The organism is Streptomyces sp. NPDC087300, assembly GCF_044744425.1.
In the GTDB taxonomy this organism is placed as follows: Bacteria; Actinomycetota; Actinomycetes; order Streptomycetales; family Streptomycetaceae; genus Streptomyces.
On sequence record NZ_JBIUYI010000003.1, the window covers coordinates 341345 to 360239 of the forward strand.

Sequence of the window (18895 nt, forward strand, 5' to 3'; positions counted from 1 at the left end):
CTCCTCAACGGGAGGTGGGGTGGCGCATCGGTCAACTCACGTACGTGAGGCGGTGGTTGCGGGGTCACCGCAGCGCCATGTGATGCGTAACGTAGTAATGTGAAATTGCACTGACAACCCCTGTGCGGCTACCGGAAGTTCCGGATTCAGGCACCTTCCAAGCCCTTGACCCCCGGCTCCCGCAGAGTGCGCAGGAGGAGCCAGCCGAGCGCGGGCAGGACGATCAGCGGCGCGAGGGCGGTCCGCAGATCCGTCGCGTCCGCGAGCGCGCCGATCAGCGGGCTGGCGAGGCCACCGATGCTGACGGTGAGCCCGAGGGTGACCCCGCCGGCCGTCCCCATCCGGCGCGGCAAGTAGTCCTGACCCAGGGTGATGTGCAGGGAGAAGGGCACGTACAGACCCGCCGACGCGAGGGCCACGAAGACGTACAGCGGCGGCCCGGGGACGAACACGACCCCGGCGACGGCGAGGACGGTCAGCGCGTACGACCACTGGACGACGGGCACCCGCCCGTGACGCGTCGCGAGCCGCCCGCCGGCCACGGTGCCGACGGCGCCGCCGAGGTAGAGCACGAAGAGCGCGGCCGTACCCGCCGTGTCGCCGCCGCCGACGCGTTCACGCACGTACAGGGAGATGAACGTGCTGAGCCCGATGAAGACGATCGAGCGGCAGACGATGGCGCCCGACAGCTTGGCGAAGGAGACCCAGTCGTCGCGACCTTCGGTCTCGGCACGACGCGAACTCCCACCCTCCGCACGGGACTTGATCCCCCGCAACGCAGCCACACACAGGCCCGCACCGGCGATGGCGGGCACGACCAGGAGCGGCGACGCGCGCAGGCCGCCCGTGGCGACGACGGCGGAGACGAGCAGGGGCGCGGCGGCGAACCCGAGATTGCCGCCGAGCGAGAACCAGCTCATGCCGGTGTGACTCCCGCCGCTCGCCCCGCGTGCCACGCGGGCGGCCTCCGGGTGATAGGCGGCGACACCGACCCCGGACAGCGCGACGACCGCGAGGGTCACGACGTAGTCGTCACTCACCCCGGCGAACGCGACACCGACCCCGCCGACCAACGTACTGACCGGCAGCAGCCAGGGCATCCGCCACTTGTCGGTGAGCGCACCGAACAGCGGCTGCACCACGGAGGACAACAAGGAAGCGGCGAGCACGATGCCGGACGCGGCGGCATAGGTATAGGCACGCTCGGCCACGAAGAACGGCACGAGGGCGGCGACGGCGCCTTGGTAGATGTCCACGCAGGCGTGGGCGAGGGAGAGGAGGGTTAGGGGGCGGGTTCTCGCGGGGCGGGTTCTCGCGGGGCGCGGTGGGGCGGATGAGGGGGTGGTCGGGGGCGGGGGGTTGGTGTGGGGTGCGTGCTTGGCGTGGGGTGCGTGCTTGGTGTGGGCCGTGTTTTCGATGTGAGCTGCGGGCTCGACGGGGGCCGCCGCCTCCTCCAAGCGGGCCGCAGACTCCGCCCCGCCCGAAGGCCCGGCCCCACCCTTTGACGACGTTCGTTTCTCTGGCACCGGCCCATCGTCGCCACGCCCCGTCCTGGCGCGCTTCCGATAAAGTGCCAACTCATGCCGAATATCCGCCACACCCCGGAAGCCCCCACCCGTACCCAGGAACTGGCGCCGGGCGAGCGGATCGACCCACATCGGCACGACGACCATCAAATCGTCTACGCGGGCTCCGGCGTGCTCGCCGTCACCACCGACGCGGGCACCTGGTTCGCGCCCGGCACCCGTGCCATCTGGGTCCCCGCAGGATGCGTCCACGCGCACCGCGCCCACGGCCACCTCGCCCTGCACCTGCTCGGCCTGCCCGCCGACACCAACCCGCTCGGGCTCGACGTCCCCACCGTCCTCGCCGTCGGACCGCTGCTGCGCGAGCTGATCCTCGCCTGCACCCGCGCACCGCACGACGACACCCCGGAACGCGGGCGCCTGCGGGCGGTCCTGCTCGACCAGTTGCGCGCCTCACCGCAGCAGCCGGTGCACCTGCCCACCCCCACCGACCCCCGCCTCGCGGCCGTCTGCGAGCTGCTGCACCGCGACCCCGCCGACCCGCGCGGCCTGGCCGCCCTCGCGGCGGGCGCAGGGGCGGGCGAGCGCACGCTCAGCCGACTCTTCCGCCGCGAACTGGGCATGACGTTCCCGCAGTGGCGCACCCAACTGCGCCTGTACCACGCCCTGCGCATGCTCACCGACGGCCTGCCGGTCACCACCGTCGCGCACCGCTGCGGCTGGTCGTCCACCAGCGCGTTCATCGACGTCTTCCGCCGCGCCTTCGGCTACACGCCGGGCGACCATCAGCGCCGCGACTGATCACCCCACGCGAACTCCCCACCATGCACAGGTACTTGGCAGCCACTGTGCCATGTGAAATATTACTGGCGTGCTCACGAGAACCCCCTCGGAACGCCCTGATCTCATCGTCGTCGGCGCGGGCGTGGTCGGCGCCGCCTGCGCCTACTACGCCACCCGGTCCGGCCTCCACGTCACCGTCATCGACCGCGGCCCCGTCGCGGGCGGCACCACGGGAGCGGGCGAGGGAAATCTCCTCGTGTCCGACAAGGAACCGGGGTCGGAACTCGAACTCGCCCTGCTTTCCGCCCAGTTGTGGCGCGACCTCGCGAAGGAACTTCCCCCTGCCATCGAGTACGAGACCAAGGGCGGCGTGGTCGTCGCGTCCACCGAGGCGGACCTGACCGCGCTGCGCGGCTTCGCCGCGGGGCAACAGGACGCGGGCGTCGAGGCGTATGAGGTGTCCGGCGACCACCTCGCCGACCTGGAACCGCACCTCGCCCCCGGCCTCGCGGGCGGCTTCCACTACCCGCAGGACGCCCAGGTCCAACCCGCCCTCGCCGCCGCGCACCTGCTGCGGGCCGCGGCCGACCACGAGCAGGGGCGCGGCCGGCTGACCTTACGGCTCGGCGAGGAGGTCACCGACGTCCTCAAAGGCCCCCACGGCGAGATACGCGGCGTGCGCACACCCACCGGCGACATCCTCGCGCCCCGCCTGGTGAACGCGGCAGGCACCTGGGGCGGACGTATCGCCCGGCTGGCGGGAGTTGACCTGCCGGTGCTCCCCCGGCGCGGATTCGTCCTGGTCACCGAACCACTGCCCCGTGTCGTACGGCGCAAGGTGTACTCCGCCGACTACGTCGCCGACGTGGCGAGCGGCTCGGCGGCCCTCCAGACGTCCGCCGTGGTGGAGGGCACCCCCGCGGGGCCCGTACTGATCGGCGCGAGCCGTGAACGCGTGGGCTTCGACCGGACGTTGTCGGTGGAGGTGCTGCGACGCCTCGCGGCCCAGGCCACCCGGCTGTTCCCGGTCCTGTCCGGGGTCCGCGCCATCCGCACGTACGCGGGCTTCCGCCCCTACCTGCCCGACCACCTCCCCGCGATCGGCCCCGACCCCCGCGTCCCCGGCCTCTTCCACGCCTGCGGCCACGAGGGCGCGGGAATCGGCCTGGCCCCCGCCACGGGCCTGCTCGTGGCAACGCAACTGACGGACAGCGCGCCCCCCTTGGACCCGAAACCCTTCACCCCGGACCGCTTCACCGACCTCCCCGACTCCACCGGGCGGACAGCCGAGGAGCCGACCCCATGACCGACGACCGCACCGACCCCGTCGCACTCGTGGGCGCCGCGACCGACGCCGCCTTCGAGTTCACCTTCGACGGGCGCACGCTCACGGCCCTGCCTGGGCAGTCCATCGCCGCCGCGCTCTGGTCCGCGGGCATCCTCGCCTGGCGCACCACCCGCGTCGGTGGCCGCCCGCGCGGCGCTTTCTGCGGCATCGGGCAGTGCCACGACTGCCTCGCCACCGTCAACGACCGCCCCAACAGGCGCGCTTGCCTGGTCACCGCCCGCCCCGGCGACGCCGTCACGACCCAGGAAGGACACGGCCATGCAGGGCTCGACACCTGACGCGAACCCCGAACCGACCTCCCGGCCGACACCTGCCCCGGCGTCCGAGCCGTACGACGTGGCGGTCATCGGCGCCGGACCCGCGGGCCTCGCGGGCGCCGTCACCGCGTCCGAACTGGGCTTGACCGTAGCTCTGTTGGACTCCGCACCAGGACCCGGCGGCCAGTTCTACCGGCATCCGCATCCGGCGGCGGGTGCGACACGCCCCGAGGCCCTGCACCACGACTGGCCGGTCTTCGCCGCGTTGCGCGACCGGCTGGCCGCGGGTTCGGTCGACCGCCTCTTCGGCCACCACGTCTGGACGGTGACGCGCCGGTCCGATGACGACTGGACGGTCCACGCCCTCACCGGCGAGGACGGCGCGGATGCCGACACCGACGACCGGCACCCCGTGACCGTACGGGCCCGTGCGATCCTTCTCGCGACAGGCGCCGGTGAGCGTCAACTCCCGTTCCCTGGCTGGACCTTGCCCGGCGTGGTGGGCGCGGGCGGCGCGCAGGCGATGCTCAAGTCGGGGCTCGCCCTGCCAGGACGACGGATCGTCGTCGCGGGCAGCGGTCCGCTCCTGCTGGCCACCGCCTCCTCACTCACGGCCGCGGGCGCACACGTACCCGAGATCGTCGAGGCGTCGAGCTATCTCGGCTACGCCGCCCACCCTGGCGTACTAGCCGCGAACCCAGGGAAGTTGGCGGAGGCAGCCCTGCACGGGACGGCCTTCCTGCGCGACCGGGTCCGCCTCCGCACCCGCAGCGCGGTGATCGAGGCGCACGGCACGGACAGGGTGGAGGCGGTGACGGTCGCACGCCTCGACCGCGACTGGCGCCCCGTACCGGGCACCGCTCGCCGCATCCGCTGCGACGCGCTGGCGGTGGGCCACGGTCTGATACCGCGCATCGAAACGGCGACCGCCCTCGGCTGCGCCACGCGCCGCACCGCCGACGGCACGCACGCCCTCGCCCTGAGCCCGTTGCAGGAGACGTCGCTGCGGGGCATGTGGGCGGCGGGCGAGACGGGCGGCATCGGCGGCGCCCAACTGGCCATCACCGAGGGCGCCTTGGCCGCGCTCGCGATCACCGCCCGCCGCACGGGCCGCATGCCCGCACCGCGGGTGGCCCCCCAGCTCCCCGGCTCTTCCGTCCCGCTCCGCGCACTGCGCACCCTGCGCCGTCGCCGCGACCGCATGCGCGCCTTCGCCGAGGCGATGGCGCTCGCGCACGCGCCGCGCCCCGGCTGGACGGACTGGCTCACGGACGACACGGACGTGTGCCGCTGCGAGGAGGTGCCCGCGGGCCGCGTGCGCGAGGCGGTCGCCGAGTACGGCGCGCGCGACGCCCGCACCGTCAAGCTCCTCACCAGGGCGGGCATGGGCTGGTGCCAGGGCCGCGTGTGCGACGCGGCGGTGACCTGCCTGGCCGCCGAGGCCACCGGCACCAGGGCCGGCACTCCCGCCCGGCCCGCCGCCACGCCCCCGCCGCCCCGACTCCCCCTGTCCACCCCGATCCCGCTCGGCACGCTCGCCTCACTCCCCGTACCGGACGCCACAGAAGGGCACGCCTCATGACCTCCGCCAACTGGACCACGGAACGACCCTGGCGCGGCATCATGGTCGCCACCGCGCTGCCCCTGCGCGACGACCTCTCCGTCGACCACGACGCGTACGCCGCACACGTGCGCCACCTCCTCGCCAACGGCTGCGACGGGGTCGTACCGAACGGCTCACTCGGCGAGTACCAGACCCTCACCCCCGACGAGCGCGCCCGCGTGGTCCGCACCGCCGTCGAGGCCGCTGGCGACGGGGCCCGCGTCATGCCGGGCGTCTCCGCCTACGGCAGCGCGGAGTCCCGCCGCTGGGCCGAGCAGGCGGCGGAGGCGGGCTGCGGCTCCGTACTCCTGCTGCCGCCCAACGCGTACCGCGCCGACGACGACGCCGTGCGCGCCCACTACGCCGAGGTCTCCCGCGCCGGACTGCCCGTGGTCGCCTACAACAACCCGCTCGACACGAAGGTCGACCTGGTCCCCCCGCTGCTCGCCCAACTCCACGCCGAGGGCTCGGTGGTGGCGGTGAAGGAGTTCAGCGGCGACGTCCGCAGGGCCTACGAGATCGCCGAACTGGCCCCGGAGCTAGACCTGTTGATCGGCGCGGACGACGTCCTGCTCGAACTGGCCGTGGCGGGCGCGGTCGGCTGGATCGCGGGCTACCCGAACGCCTTCCCCGCCACCTGCGCCGAGCTCTACCACGCGGCCTGCTCCGGCGACCTGACCACGGCGCTCCCCCTGTACCGGGCGCTGCACCCGCTCCTGCGCCAGGACTCCAAGACGGAGTTCGTGCAGTCCATCAAGCTGTCGATGGACATCGTGGGCCTGCGCGGCGGCCCGACCCGCCCGCCGCGCACCCCGCTGACCGGCCAGGTGGAGGCCATGGTCCGAGCGGCCACCGAGAAGGCGCGGGCGGCAGGCCACCACTGAGCCGCGCACACCCCAACCGCCGCCCCACCGAAGGGAGTTCCATGCGCACCCGGCACGTCTTCCACGCCGTCGACTCACACACCGAGGGCATGCCCACGCGGGTGATCACCGGCGGCGTCGGGGTGATTCCCGGCGCCACGATGGCCGAACGCAGGCTGCATTTCATCGAGCACCGGGACGAACTGCGGACGCTCCTGATGTACGAGCCCCGCGGCCACTCCGCGATGAGCGGCGCGATCCTCCAGCCCCCGACCCGCCCCGACGCCGACTACGGCGTCCTCTACATCGAGGTGTCGGGGCTGCTGCCGATGTGCGGTCACGGCACGATCGGGGTGGCCACCGTCCTGGTCGAGACGGGCATGGTCCCGGTCACCGAGCCGGTCACCACGGTCCGCCTGGACACCCCGGCGGGCCTCGTCTCCGTCGACGTGACCGTACGGGACGGCGCGGCGAAGTCCGTCACCCTCACCAACGTCCCCGCCTTCAGCGTGGCCCTGGACCGCAAGGTCGAGGTGCCGGGCCACGGCACGGTGACGTACGACCTGGCCTTCGGCGGCAACTTCTACGCGTTCGTCCAACTCGACGCACTGGGGCTGCCGTTCGACCGCGCCCGCAAGGACGACCTGCTCGCGGCGGGCCTCGCCGTCATGGCGGCGATCAACGACTCGCCGGACCGCCCCGTCCACCCCGAGCAACCGGAGATAGCGGGGGTGAAACACGTGTACCTGGCCGCGCCCGGCTCGGACGCGCACCGCTCACGCCACGCCATGGCCATCCACCCGGGCTGGTTCGACCGCTCCCCGTGCGGCACGGGCACGTCGGCCCGGATGGCCCAGCTGCACGCCCGCGGCGAACTCCCCCTGGACCGCGACTTCGTGAACGAGTCCTTCATCGGCACGGAGTTCACGGGTCGGCTGACAGAGGAGACGACGGTGGCCGGACTCCCCGCGGTCGTCCCGCAAATCACCGGCAGGGCGTGGATCACCGGCACGGCCCAGTACTTCCTGGACCCCGACGACCCCTTCCCCGCGGGCTTCCGCCTCTGACCACCCGGTCCGCCGGTTTCTCCCCGAAGGGACCAACTGACAACGTCACATTGTACTTTGGTGATCCGCAACGACTCCGCGACGAGCCCGGGGCCGGTGGGCGAGCACGGCCGGAACTCCGGAGGGGACACCATGGGGCACCTGAAGCAGAAGAACCTCATCACCACCAGGGAGCGGCTGCGCGACCAGGTCGCCCACGCCCTGCGCGCCGCCCTGATCTCCGGAGAGCTCCGCCCCGGCGAGATCTACTCGGCGCCCGGTCTCGCCGAGGACTTCGGCATCTCGGCGACCCCGGTGCGCGAGGCGATGCTCGACCTGGCCCGCGAGGGCCTGGTCGAGCCCGTCCGCAACAAGGGCTTCCGGGTCACGGAGGTCAATGAACGCGACCTCGACCAGTTCACGGAGATCCGCGGTCTGATCGAGGTCCCCATGATCGGCCGGATCACCCGCACGGCGGCCCGCGAGGACCTGGAGGTGCTGCGCCCGATCGCCGAGGAAATCGTCCGCGCCGCCCGCGAGCACGACCTCATCGCCTACCTGGAGGCCGACCGCCGCTTCCACCTCTCGCTCCTGGCCCTCTCCGGCAACGACCGCCTGGTCGAAACGGTTGGCGACCTCCGCAAACGCTCCCGCCTCTACGGCCTCACGACTCTCGACGAACGCGACCAGCTGACCCCGTCGGCCGAGGAGCACATCGAACTCCTCGACCTGATGCTGGCGGGCGACGCAGAGGGCGCGGAGCGGTGCATGGCCCGGCATCTGGGGCATGTGCGGTCACTGTGGGCGGAGGAGGGGGCGGGCTGAGTGGCGGGAGAGGCGGCCCCTGCCGGGCGGACGCCGGGGCCCGCGCCGGAACCTACGCCTACGCCCACAACGCAAAAGACCCCAGGTGAACTGGGGTCTCAGCTGATCCAACTGGTGTCCGAGGGGGGACTTGAACCCCCACGCCCGATAAAGGGCACTAGCACCTCAAGCTAGCGCGTCTGCCATTCCGCCACCCGGACTAGGTGTCTGCCGCCCTGGGGTGTTCCCCGCGGCGACATGGACAACAATACCAAGGTTTCGGAGTGCCTTTCACCTGCGTATCCGCCCTCGACCGTGGCATGCGCGGCGGCCCGCGTCGCCCCGCCTACAGTCTCACCATGAGTGACGGGTTGATTACCGGAATGGCTGGAGCGCTGGACGGTGTGAAGGTGCGGCGGCCCCGCGTCCTGTCCCCGCTGCGCGAGCATCTGCGGGACACCATGTGGTTCGCGCCGACCGCCGGGCTCGTGGGCACCATGGTCCTGTGGCTGCTCGCGGCACAGGTGGACGAGCAGCTCGTGTCGGCGCTGCGGGACGACGAGCAGTACGACGCGATCAAGGACCTGATCGGCATCGCGGACGACGCGAAGGCCGTGATCAGCACCATCGGCAGCGCGATGATGACCTTCATCGGTGTCGTCTTCAGCATCTCGCTGGTGGCCGTGCAGATGGCCAGCGGCCAGTTCAGCCCCCGGGTGGTGCGGCTCTACGTCAGGTCGCGGATCACCAAGGCCACCCTGACGGTCTTCATGGCGACGTTCCTGTTCTCCCTGATGACGCTGACGTCGTTCGACAGCGAGCAGGACCCGCGCATCGTGACGATGGTGCCGCTCGTCGAGTCGGTGCTCGCCATGATCATGGTGCTCCTGAGCCTGCTCCTCTTCGTGGCCTATGTGAACGGGACGGTCCGGATGATGCGGATCGGCTTCGTCATCGACCGGATCGCCCGGGAGTCGTTCCGGGTCGCGCTGAAGCAGCCCACCGAGCTTCCCGTGGACACCGAGCAGCTGGGCCCCGAGACGGCGCGGCTCACCCACTACGGCAGGGCGGGCGTCCTGCGCGACGTGAACATCGCGCGGACGGTGCGCGCGGCCCGGCGCCAGGGCGTCGTGCTGCGGCTGATCCCCCGGATCGGCGACTTCGTGGTGCCGGGGACGCCCGTCTTCACGGTGCACGGTGGCGCGGCGCCGTCCCGCCGCGCCCTCGGCTACACCGTCTCCGTCGGTGTGGAGCGGACCTTCCACCAGGATCTCGGCTTCGGTCTGCGGCAGCTGTCCGACATCGCGCTGCGCGCCCTGTCACCCGCGGTGAACGATCCGACCACCGCCGTGCAGGCCCTGGACCGCATCGTGCAGTTCCTTGCGGCCATCGCCCCCTATCCGCTGGGCGCGCTCGGTCACCGCGACCGACGCGGGGAGATGCGCCTCGTGCAGTCGGTGCCGGACTGGACCGCCCTGGTCGACCTCGGGTTCGCCGAGATCAGGGGATGCGCGGTCGGCAACCCACAGGTGACCCGGCGCATGCTGGCGGGCCTCGCCGATCTGCTGCTGCTCGCCCCCGAGGAGCGGCGCGAGCCGCTCCTGAGGCACCGGGAGCTCCTGGCACAGGCCGTGGAGCGCTCGGTTCCGGAGGCCGCGGACCGCGCGTTCGCCCTGCTGCCGGACCGCCAGGGCATCGGCTGAACCCTGCCGGACCAGGCAGGCCGGGGCTCCTTACGTCACGCCATGAGGTGGTAGCTCGGGAAGTTCCCGGGCGCCCGCTCCCCCGCCGCGCCCTGGGTGACCGCGCGCACCAGCAGTTCGCCGCCGACGAAGGCGCCGCGCCAGGACGCGCCGAATCCGCCGAAGAGCTCCTCGCGATCACCGCGCGAGCGCGGCTTCCCCCGGCCCGTCTTGAAGGCCCGGATCTGGGGTGCGAGACGCTCGTACGTCGCCGGGTCGTCCGTCGACAGGGTGGCGACGAGCGCGCCGTTGGACGCGTTCATGGCGGCGAGCAGCTCGGCCTCCGTGTCGACCAGGACGATCGTGTCGACCGGGCCGAACGGCTCCGCGTGGTGCAGCGGGGAGGACGGTGGCGGGTTGAGGAGCGTGACGGGGTGGACGTACGCGCCGGTGTCCTGGCCGGGCAGGAAGAGCCCCGCCGCCTCGTCACCGCGGTGGAGCGGCACGGCGCCCCGGTCCACGGCCTCGGTGACCTGGTCGGTGAGTTCCTTGGCCTTGGCCGCGTTGATGAGCGGCCCGAAGTCGAGTTCGGGGAAGGCCTCGTCGGGCCGGGCGACGGCGAGCGGATGCCCCACGCGTACGGTACGGACCGCCGGCAGGTACGCGGCGAGGAACTCGTCGAACAGCGCGCGCTGCACGACGAAGCGCGGGTACGCGGTGCAGCGCTGTTTGCCGTAGTCGAAGAGCTTGGGGACGACGGCGCCGAGCGCGTCCCAGTCGCTGTAGTTCCAGATGCCCCAGGTGTTCAGTCCTTCCTGTTCGAGGATGTGCCGCTTGCCGAGGTCGGCGACGGCGGTGGCGACCGCCGCGCCCGTGTCACGGCCGCCGACGAAGGAGACGCAGCCGATCTCGGGCGCGCGGACGAGTGCTTCGGACAGCTCGCCGCCGCTGCCGCTGACGAGGGTGAGGGGGACTCCTTCGCGGGCTGCGAGGGCGCACGCGAGGGTGAGGCAGGCGACGCCGCCGTCGGTCGGGGTCTTGGCGATGACCGCGTTCCCTGCCAATGCCTGTACCAGCATGGTGTGAACGAGCACGCTCATCGGATAGTTCCAGCTCGCGATGTTCGAGACGGGCCCTTCGAGCGGCACCCGGCCCTCGACCATGGCGTCGATGCCGTCGACGTACCAGCGCACGCCGTCGATGGCCCGGTCGACGTCGGCCTGTGCCAGGCGCCACGGCTTGCCGATCTCCCAGACGAGGAGCAGCGCGAGCAACTCCCGGTGCCGGACGAGGGAGTCGAGGGTCGCCGCGACGCGGGCGCGCCGTTCGGGCAGGGGGACGTGGCGCCAGGCGCGGTGCTGGTCGAGTGCGGCGCGTACGGCCCGGCGTGCCGTGTCGGCGTCGAGTCGGGGAGGGCCCGCGATGGGGCTGCCGTCGACGGGGCTGGTGGCGGGCAGGGGCCTGCCGTCGGCCTGCCAGGTGCCGTTCCAGAGGTTCAGGACGCGGTCGTCGCGGAAGGCCTCGGGCGCCGCGGTGAGGCAGCGCTGCCAGGCGTCGCTCCAGGCGGTGCCCGCTTTGAGGACGAGAGGGTCGCGGGAGGTGCTTCGGGATGTCATCTGGTGGTCTCCGCTCACGGTGCACGGTCGGGGCGGGAAGGGATCACAGGAGGCCGAGCACCAACCGGGCCGTCTCGGTCGGAGTGTTGCCCACGCGTACGCCGACGGCCTCCAGGGCCGCCTTCTTCGCCTGCGCGGTTCCGGACGAGCCGGAGACGATCGCGCCCGCGTGGCCCATCGTCTTGCCCTCGGGCGCGGTGAATCCGGCGATGTAGGCGACGACGGGCTTGGTGACGGATTCCTCGATGTACGCGGCGGCCCGCTCCTCGGCGTCGCCGCCGATCTCGCCGATGAGGACGATCAGTTCGGTGTCGGGATCGTCCTCGAAGGCGGAGAGGCAGTCGATGTGCGTGGTGCCGACGACGGGGTCGCCGCCGATGCCGACACAGGTGGAGAAGCCGATGTCGCGCAGCTCGTACATGAGTTGGTAGGTGAGCGTCCCTGACTTGGAGACGAGGCCGACGCGGCCCGGCTTGGTGATGTCGGCGGGGATGATGCCCGCGTTGGACTGGCCGGGGGTGATCAGGCCGGGGCAGTTGGGCCCGATGACGCGGGTGCCGCGCTCCTTCGCGTACGACAGGAAGACGACGGAGTCGTGCACGGGGACTCCCTCCGTGATGACGACGGCCAACCCGATCCCGGCGTCGGCGGCCTCCACGACGGCCGCCTTGGTGAAGGCGGGCGGCACGAAGACGACCGTGACATCGGCTCCCGTGGCCTCGATGCCCTCGCGCACGGAGCCGAAGACGGGGACGGCGCGGTCGTCGAAGTCGACCGCGCGGCCCGCCTTGCGGGGGTTGACGCCGCCGACGACGTCGGTGCCGGCGGCGAGCATGCGGCGGGTGTGCTTCATGCCCTCGGCGCCGGTCATGCCCTGGACGAGGACCTTGCTCTCCTTGGTGAGGTGGATCGCCATGACGGTCCTTCCCTAGTGGGCGAGTTCGGCGGCGCGCCGTGCGGCGCCGTCCATGGTGGTGGCCTGCTGGACGAGGGGGTGAGCGCGGGCGTCGAGGATGGCGCGGCCGCGCGCCGCGTTGTTGCCGTCGAGGCGGACGACCAGGGGTTTGGTCAGACGTACGGATTCCAGCGCCTGGACGATGCCGTCGGCGACGGCGTCGCAGGCGGTGATGCCGCCGAAGACGTTGACGAAGACGGAGGTGACCGAGGGGTCGGAGAGGATGACGGAGAGGCCGTCGGCCATGATCTGGGCCGATGCGCCTCCTCCTATGTCGAGGAAGTCGGCGGGCCGTGCGCCGCAGCCCGCGACGACGTCGAGGGTGGACATGACGAGTCCGGCGCCGTTGCCGATGATGCCGACCTCGCCGTCGAGCTTCACGTAGTTGAGCCCCTTGGCCGCGGCCAGCGCCTCCAGTTCCTCGTGGTGCGTCTCGCGCTCCGCGCCCCATCTCTCCTGCCGGAAGCGCGCGTTGTCGTCGAGGGTGACTTTGCCGTCGAGGGCGAGGATGTCCCCCCGCGCGGTCCGTACGAGTGGGTTCACCTCCACCAGGAGAGCATCTTCACGGATCAGAACGCGCCAGAGTTTGACCAGAGTGTCGGCTGTGTCGTCGGGGAGCCCCGCGGCGGCCGCGATCTCGGCCGCCTTCGCCGGTGTCACCCCTTCCGCCGGGTCGATCGCCAGGCGCGCCACGGCCTCGGGGCGACTGGCCGCCACCTCCTCGATCTCCATGCCGCCCTCGGCCGAGGCGATCGCGAGGAAGCACCCCGCGGCCCGGTCGAGCACATAGGAGACGTAGAACTCGGCTTGGATGTCCACGGGTTGGGCGATCATCACCGAGCGCACGGTGTGGCCCTTGATGTCCATGCCGAGGATCTGCCGTGCCGTGATGTGCGCGGCCGCGGGGTCGGCGGCGATCTTCACGCCGCCCGCTTTTCCGCGCCCGCCGGTCTTGACCTGGGCCTTTACCACAGCGCGGCCGCCGAGACGGGCCGCTGCCGCGCGTGCTTCCTCGGCCGTGTCGACGACCTCGGCGCGCGGCACCACGATGCCGTGATCTTCGAAGAGTTGCCTTGCCTGGTGCTCGAACAGGTCCATTTCGGCTCCTGACCTAAAAGTGCCGCATGCCCCCTGGACACCACTCACCGGATGCGGGATAACAAGCTTCATACAGTATTCGTCGACTGTATGCAATCTACCGCGAGAGCACCCGCGACAGCCTGCGAGCGCACTCCAACTCCCCTACGAAGGGACAGGACTTCGCCATGCCCGACGACAACAGCCAGAACCACATCTCCGGTGGGCACCTGGTCGCCAAAGCACTCAAAGCGGAGGGCGTGGAGGTCATCTACACCCTCTGCGGCGGCCACATCATCGACATCTACGACGGCTGCGTCGACGAGGGCATCGACGTCGTCGACGTGCGCCATGAACAGGTCGCTGCCCACGCGGCCGACGGCTACGCGCGGATCACGGGCAAGCCGGGCTGTGCGGTGGTGACGGCGGGTCCCGGCACGACCGACGCCGTCACCGGTGTCGCCAACGCCTTCCGCGCCGAGTCCCCCATGCTGCTCATCGGCGGCCAAGGGGCCCACACCCAGCACAAGATGGGCTCCCTCCAGGACCTGCCGCACGTCGACATGATGACGCCGATCACCAAGTTCGCCGCGACCGTGCCGGACACGGCGCGCGCGGCCGACATGGTGTCGATGGCGTTCCGCGAGTGCTACCACGGCGCTCCGGGGCCCTCCTTCCTGGAGATACCCCGCGACGTCCTCGACGCCAAGGTGCCGGTCGACAAGGCCCGTGTCCCCCAGGCCGGGCAGTACCGCGCCTCGACCCGCTCCACGGGCGACCCGGAGGCCGTGGAGAAGCTCGCCGACCTCCTCGTGCACGCGGAGAAGCCGGCGATCCTGCTCGGCAGCCAGGTGTGGACGACCCGTGGCACCGAAGCCGCCATCGACCTCGTGCGCACCCTCAACGTGCCCGCCTACATGAACGGCGCGGGGCGCGGCACGCTGCCGCCCGGCGACCCGCACCACTTCCAGCTCTCGCGGCGCTACGCCTTCTCCAACGCCGACCTCATCGTCATCGTGGGCACGCCCTTCGACTTCCGCATGGGCTACGGGAAACGGCTCTCCCAGGACGCCACCGTCGTCCAGATCGACCTGGACTACCGCACCGTGGGCAAGAACAGGGACATCGATCTCGGCATCGTCGGCGACGCCGGGCTCATCCTGAAGTCCGTCGCCGAGGCGGCGTCCGGGCGGCTCAACGGAGGGGCTGCCAAGCGCAAGGAGTGGCTCGACGAGCTGCGCGCCGCCGAACAGACGGCCATCGAGAAGCGACTCCCCAGCCTGCGCTCCGACGCCTCACCCATCCACCCGTACCGCCTGGTGAGCGAAATCAACGACTTCCTTACCGAAGACTCCATCTACATCGGCGACGGCGGCGACATCGTCACCTTCTCCGGACAGGTCGTCCAGCCCAAGTCGCCGGGGCACTGGATGGACCCGGGCCCGCTCGGCACGCTCGGCGTCGGCATCCCCTTCGTGCTCGCGGCCAAGCAGGCACGGCCCGACAAGGAAGTAGTGGCCCTCTTCGGAGACGGCGCCTTCAGCCTCACCGGCTGGGACTTCGAGACGCTGGTGCGCTACGACCTGCCCTTCGTCGGCATCGTCGGCAACAACTCCTCGATGAACCAGATCCGTTACGGCCAGAAGGCCAAGTACGGCGAACAGCGCGAGCGGGTCGGCAACACCCTCGGCGACGTCCACTACGACAAGTTCGCCCAGATGCTGGGCGGCTACGGCGAAGAGGTCCGCGACCCCGCCGACATCGCCCCCGCACTGCGCCGCGCCCGCGAGTCCGGCAAGCCCTCCCTGATCAACGTCTGGGTCGACCCGGACGCGTACGCCCCCGGAACCATGAACCAGACCATGTACAAGTGAGGAGCCCTGAAGCCATGACCAAGGCTCTTGAAGGCATTCGCGTCCTCGACATGACACACGTCCAGTCCGGCCCCTCGGCCACCCAGCTGCTCGCCTGGCTCGGCGCCGACGTGGTGAAGCTGGAGGCGCCGTCCGGAGACATCACGCGCAAGCAGCTGCGCGACCTCCCCGACGTCGACTCGCTCTACTTCACGATGCTCAACTGCAACAAGCGGAGCATCACCCTCAACACCAAGACCGAGCGCGGCAAGGAGCTCCTCACCGAGCTGATCCGGCGCTCCGACGTGATGGTCGAGAACTTCGGGCCGGGCGCCGTGGACCGGATGGGCTTCACCTGGGAGCGCATCCAGGAGATCAACCCGCGCATCGTCTACGCCTCGATCAAGGGCTTCGGAGAGGGCCCGTACACGAATTTCAAGGCCTACGAAGTGGTCGCCCAGGCCATGGGCGGCTCCATGTCGACCACCGGCTTCGAGGACGGCCCCCCGCTCGCCACCGGCGCGCAGATCGGTGACTCCGGGACGGGCATCCACGCCGTCGCCGGCATCCTCGCCGCCCTCTTCCAGCGGGAGAACACGGGCCGTGGCCAGCGCGTGAACGTGGCCATGCAGCACGCCGTCCTCAACCTGTGCCGGGTCAAGCTGCGCGACCAGCAGCGGCTCGCGCACGGGCCGCTCGCCGAGTACCCGAACGAGGACTTCGGGGACGAGGTACCGCGCTCCGGGAACGCCTCGGGAGGCGGGCAGCCGGGGTGGGCCGTCAAGTGCGCCCCCGGCGGACCCAACGACTACGTGTACGTCATCGTGCAGCCCGTGGGCTGGCGGCCGATCACCGAGCTCATCGGGCGCCCGGAGCTGGCGGAGGACCCCGACTGGGCGACTCCGGAGGCGCGTCTTCCCAAGCTCGGCAAGATGTTCCAGCTCATCGAGGAGTGGTCCTCGACGCTGCCCAAGTGGGACGTCCTGGAGCGGCTCAACGCCCACAACATCCCCTGCGGCCCGATCCTCTCCACCAGGGAGATCATCGAGGACGCCTCGCTGATCGCCAACGAGATGGTCGTCGAGGTCCCGCACCCCGAACGCGGCACGTTCACCACCGTCGGCTCGCCGCTGAAGCTCTCCGACTCCCCCGTGGACGTGGTCAGTTCGCCGCTGCTCGGCGAGCACAACGCGGAGGTGTTCATCGGGGAGCTCGGCCTCGGCGACGAGGAACTGCGCCTGCTCAAGACGGACGGAGTGATCTGAGTGATGGCCGAAGACCGCGTGCTGCGAGTGCGCACGCTCCTCGACGCGGTGCGCGCCGAGGGACGCACCGCGCTGACGGCGCCCGAGGGCAAGGTGATCGCGGACGCCTACGGAATCGCCGTACCGGGCGAGGAACTGGCCACCGACGTCGAGGAAGCCGTGGCGCACGCCGCCCGCTTCGACGGACCGGTCGTCATGAAGATCGTCTCCCCCGACATCCTGCACAAGACCGACGCGGGCGGCGTGGTGGTCGGCGTGGAGGGCTCCACGGACGTGCGGGCCGCCTTCTGCCGGATCGTCGAGAACGCCCGCGCATACGCCCCACAGGCCCGTATCGAGGGCGTCCAGGTGCAGGAGCTGCTCCCGAGCGGTCCCGGGACGCAGGAAGTCATCGTGGGCGCGGTGACGGACCCCACCTTCGGCAAGGTCGTCGCCTTCGGGCTCGGCGGCATCCTCGTGGAGGTCCTCAAGGACGTCACGTTCCGTCTGGCGCCCGTGGACTCCGACGAGGCCGTCTCGATGCTCGACTCGATCCGGGCGGCGGAGATCCTCCGTGGGGTGCGCGGAGCGGCACCGGTGGACCGATGGGCGATCGCCGAACAGATCCGCCGGGTCTCCCAACTGGTCACGGACTTCCCCGAGATCGCCGAGGTGGACCTCAACCCGGTGATCGCCACTCCGGAGAGCGCGATCGCGGCGGACATCCGGATCATCCTCTCCGAAGGGGCCCCGAAGCCGCGGCGCACCTACACGCGCGCGCAGATGCTCACCTCGATGCGTCGCCTGATGCAGCCCCGCTCGGTCGCCGTCATCGGCGCCTCCAACGAGCAGGGCAAGATCGGCAATTCGGTGATGCGCAACCTCATCGACGGCGGCTTCTCCGGAGAGATCCACCCGGTGAATCCCAAGGCCGATGACATCTTGGGCCGCAAGGCGTACAAGAGTGTCACGGACGTTCCCGGTGAGGTGGATGTGGCGGTCTTCGCGATCCCCGCCAAGTTCGTGGCGTCGGCCCTGGAGGAGGTGGGCCGCAAGGGCATACCCAACGCGGTCCTGATCCCCTCCGGCTTCGCGGAGACGGGCGAACACGCCCTCCAGGACGAGATCGTCGAGATCGGCGAGCGGCACGGGGTGCGGCTGCTCGGCCCGAACATCTACGGCTACTACTCCACGTGGCAGGACCTGTGCGCCACGTTCTGCACGCCCTACGACGTCAAGGGCGGAGTGGCCCTCACCAGCCAGTCGGGCGGCATCGGGATGGCCATCCTCGGCTTCGCACGCACTACGAAGACGGGTGTTTCCGCGATCGTCGGGCTCGGCAACAAGTCGGACCTGGACGAGGACGACCTGCTGACCTGGTTCGGCGAGGACCCCAACACCCAGTGCATCGCCATGCACCTGGAGGACCTCAAGGACGGCCGCGCCTTCGTGGAGGCCGCACGGGCGACCGTCCCGAAGAAGCCGGTCGTGGTCCTCAAGGCGGGTCGTACGGCGGCGGGCGCGAAGGCCGCGGGCTCCCACACCGGCGCCCTGGCGGGCGATGACGCCGTCTACGACGACATCCTGAAGCAGGCCGGTGTGATCCGCGCCCCCGGGCTCAACGAAATGCTGGAGTACGCGCGCGCGTTGCCGGTCCTGCCCACTCCGCAGGGCGACAACATCGTCATCATCACCGGCGCGGGCGGCTCGGGCGTGTTGCTCTCCGACGCCGTGACCGACAACGGCCTGAGGCTGATGGACATCCCCGACGACCTGGACGCGGCCTTCAAGGCGTTCATCCCGCCGTTCGGGGCCGCGGGCAACCCCGTGGACATCACCGGGGGCGAGCCCCCCTCCACGTACGAGGCGACGATCCGGCTCGGCCTGGAGGATCCGCGCATCCACGCGCTCGTCCTCGGCTACTGGCACACCATCGTCACCCCTCCCATGGTCTTCGCCGAGCTCACCGCCCGGGTGGTCGCGGAGTTCCGCGAGCGCGGCATCGAGAAGCCCGTGGTGGCGTCGCTCGCGGGCGATGTCGAGGTGGAGGAGGCCTGCCAGTACCTCTTCGAGCGGGGCGTCGTGGCGTACCCGTACACAACGGAGAAGCCGGTCGCCGCGCTCGGCGCGAAGTACCGGTGGGCCCGAGCCGCGGGGTTGCTGGGGGGCGGTCGATGAGGTGAGCGGTGCGGGTCCGGCCGACGGTGCGCGTCGGCCGGGCCCGGGACCCGTGCGCGC

General features: G+C 71.2%; 15 protein-coding genes and 1 tRNA gene. 11 read left to right on the forward strand and 5 right to left on the reverse strand.

The features are described 5' to 3' along the window. Positions 1 to 146: 146 nt before the first annotated feature. Positions 147 to 1256, reverse strand: coding sequence for an MFS transporter (locus ACIO9J_RS12350; RefSeq protein ID WP_401996696.1), 1110 nt, complete (start codon positions 1254 to 1256; stop codon positions 147 to 149). 324 nt (positions 1257 to 1580) lie between these two features. Between ACIO9J_RS12350 and ACIO9J_RS12355 the strand changes: the two genes are divergently transcribed. The 7 genes from ACIO9J_RS12355 (at position 1581) to ACIO9J_RS12385 (ending at position 8251) form a co-directional block, all read left to right on the forward strand. After that, the gene (locus tag ACIO9J_RS12355; protein ID WP_401996699.1) at positions 1581 to 2327 is read left to right on the forward strand and encodes an AraC family transcriptional regulator; all 747 of its coding nucleotides are present in this window, start codon (positions 1581 to 1583) and stop codon (positions 2325 to 2327) included. 70 nt (positions 2328 to 2397) lie between these two features. After that, positions 2398 to 3615: an NAD(P)/FAD-dependent oxidoreductase gene (locus ACIO9J_RS12360; RefSeq protein WP_401996701.1), complete on the forward strand. Its 1218-nt coding sequence runs from the start codon at positions 2398 to 2400 to the stop codon at positions 3613 to 3615. Further along, positions 3612 to 3935: a (2Fe-2S)-binding protein gene (locus ACIO9J_RS12365; protein WP_401996704.1), complete on the forward strand. Its 324-nt coding sequence runs from the start codon at positions 3612 to 3614 to the stop codon at positions 3933 to 3935. Before ACIO9J_RS12360 ends, ACIO9J_RS12365 begins: the two co-directional genes overlap by 4 nt. Further along, positions 3916 to 5496 (forward strand): NAD(P)/FAD-dependent oxidoreductase, encoded by a 1581-nt coding sequence (locus ACIO9J_RS12370; RefSeq protein ID WP_401996707.1) that lies wholly within the window; start codon positions 3916 to 3918, stop codon positions 5494 to 5496. The genes ACIO9J_RS12365 and ACIO9J_RS12370 overlap by 20 nt, the downstream gene beginning before the upstream one ends. Further along, positions 5493 to 6401, forward strand: a complete 909-nt coding sequence (locus ACIO9J_RS12375) for a dihydrodipicolinate synthase family protein (RefSeq protein WP_401996710.1) — start codon at positions 5493 to 5495, stop codon at positions 6399 to 6401. The genes ACIO9J_RS12370 and ACIO9J_RS12375 overlap by 4 nt, the downstream gene beginning before the upstream one ends. A 41-nt stretch (positions 6402 to 6442) precedes the next feature. After that, positions 6443 to 7447, forward strand: coding sequence for a proline racemase family protein (locus ACIO9J_RS12380; protein ID WP_401996713.1), 1005 nt, complete (start codon positions 6443 to 6445; stop codon positions 7445 to 7447). 132 nt (positions 7448 to 7579) lie between these two features. After that, positions 7580 to 8251, forward strand: coding sequence for a GntR family transcriptional regulator (locus ACIO9J_RS12385; protein ID WP_401998531.1), 672 nt, complete (start codon positions 7580 to 7582; stop codon positions 8249 to 8251). Positions 8252 to 8363: 112 nt separating this feature from the next. Here ACIO9J_RS12385 and ACIO9J_RS12390 read toward each other — a convergent pair. After that, positions 8364 to 8451: transfer RNA gene (locus tag ACIO9J_RS12390), tRNA-Leu, on the reverse strand. A gap of 138 nt (positions 8452 to 8589) precedes the next feature. On the opposite strand from ACIO9J_RS12390, the gene ACIO9J_RS12395 reads away from it, so the two are divergent. After that, the gene (locus tag ACIO9J_RS12395) at positions 8590 to 9933 is read left to right on the forward strand and encodes a DUF2254 domain-containing protein (protein WP_401996714.1); all 1344 of its coding nucleotides are present in this window, start codon (positions 8590 to 8592) and stop codon (positions 9931 to 9933) included. Positions 9934 to 9968: 35 nt separating this feature from the next. On the opposite strand, the gene ACIO9J_RS12400 is transcribed toward ACIO9J_RS12395, so the two are convergent. From ACIO9J_RS12400 to sucC, 3 genes are read right to left on the reverse strand one after another with little or no spacing between them, the layout of a single operon-like run. Further along, positions 9969 to 11528 carry an aldehyde dehydrogenase family protein gene (locus ACIO9J_RS12400; protein ID WP_401996717.1) on the reverse strand — a complete coding sequence of 520 codons (1560 nt, stop codon included), beginning with the start codon at positions 11526 to 11528 and terminating at the stop codon, positions 9969 to 9971. Between the two features lie 43 nt (positions 11529 to 11571). Then, positions 11572 to 12444 carry a succinate--CoA ligase subunit alpha gene (sucD, locus tag ACIO9J_RS12405; protein ID WP_401996720.1) on the reverse strand — a complete coding sequence of 291 codons (873 nt, stop codon included), beginning with the start codon at positions 12442 to 12444 and terminating at the stop codon, positions 11572 to 11574. Positions 12445 to 12456: 12 nt separating this feature from the next. Then, positions 12457 to 13581 (reverse strand): ADP-forming succinate--CoA ligase subunit beta, encoded by a 1125-nt coding sequence (sucC, locus tag ACIO9J_RS12410; protein WP_401996723.1) that lies wholly within the window; start codon positions 13579 to 13581, stop codon positions 12457 to 12459. A gap of 167 nt (positions 13582 to 13748) precedes the next feature. Between sucC and ACIO9J_RS12415 the strand changes: the two genes are divergently transcribed. Genes ACIO9J_RS12415 through ACIO9J_RS12425 form a run of 3 tightly spaced genes read left to right on the forward strand, consistent with a single transcriptional unit; the run spans position 13749 to position 18835 of the window. Beyond that, complete coding sequence (locus ACIO9J_RS12415; RefSeq protein WP_401996726.1) at positions 13749 to 15434, forward strand: thiamine pyrophosphate-binding protein; 1686 nt, start codon at positions 13749 to 13751, stop codon at positions 15432 to 15434. A 14-nt stretch (positions 15435 to 15448) separates the two neighbouring features. Next, entirely contained in the window at positions 15449 to 16678 is a 1230-nt protein-coding gene (frc, locus tag ACIO9J_RS12420; protein ID WP_401996729.1) for a formyl-CoA transferase, read from the forward strand. 3 nt (positions 16679 to 16681) lie between these two features. Beyond that, positions 16682 to 18835: an acetate--CoA ligase family protein gene (locus tag ACIO9J_RS12425; protein ID WP_401996732.1), complete on the forward strand. Its 2154-nt coding sequence runs from the start codon at positions 16682 to 16684 to the stop codon at positions 18833 to 18835. Positions 18836 to 18895 lie beyond the last annotated feature (60 nt).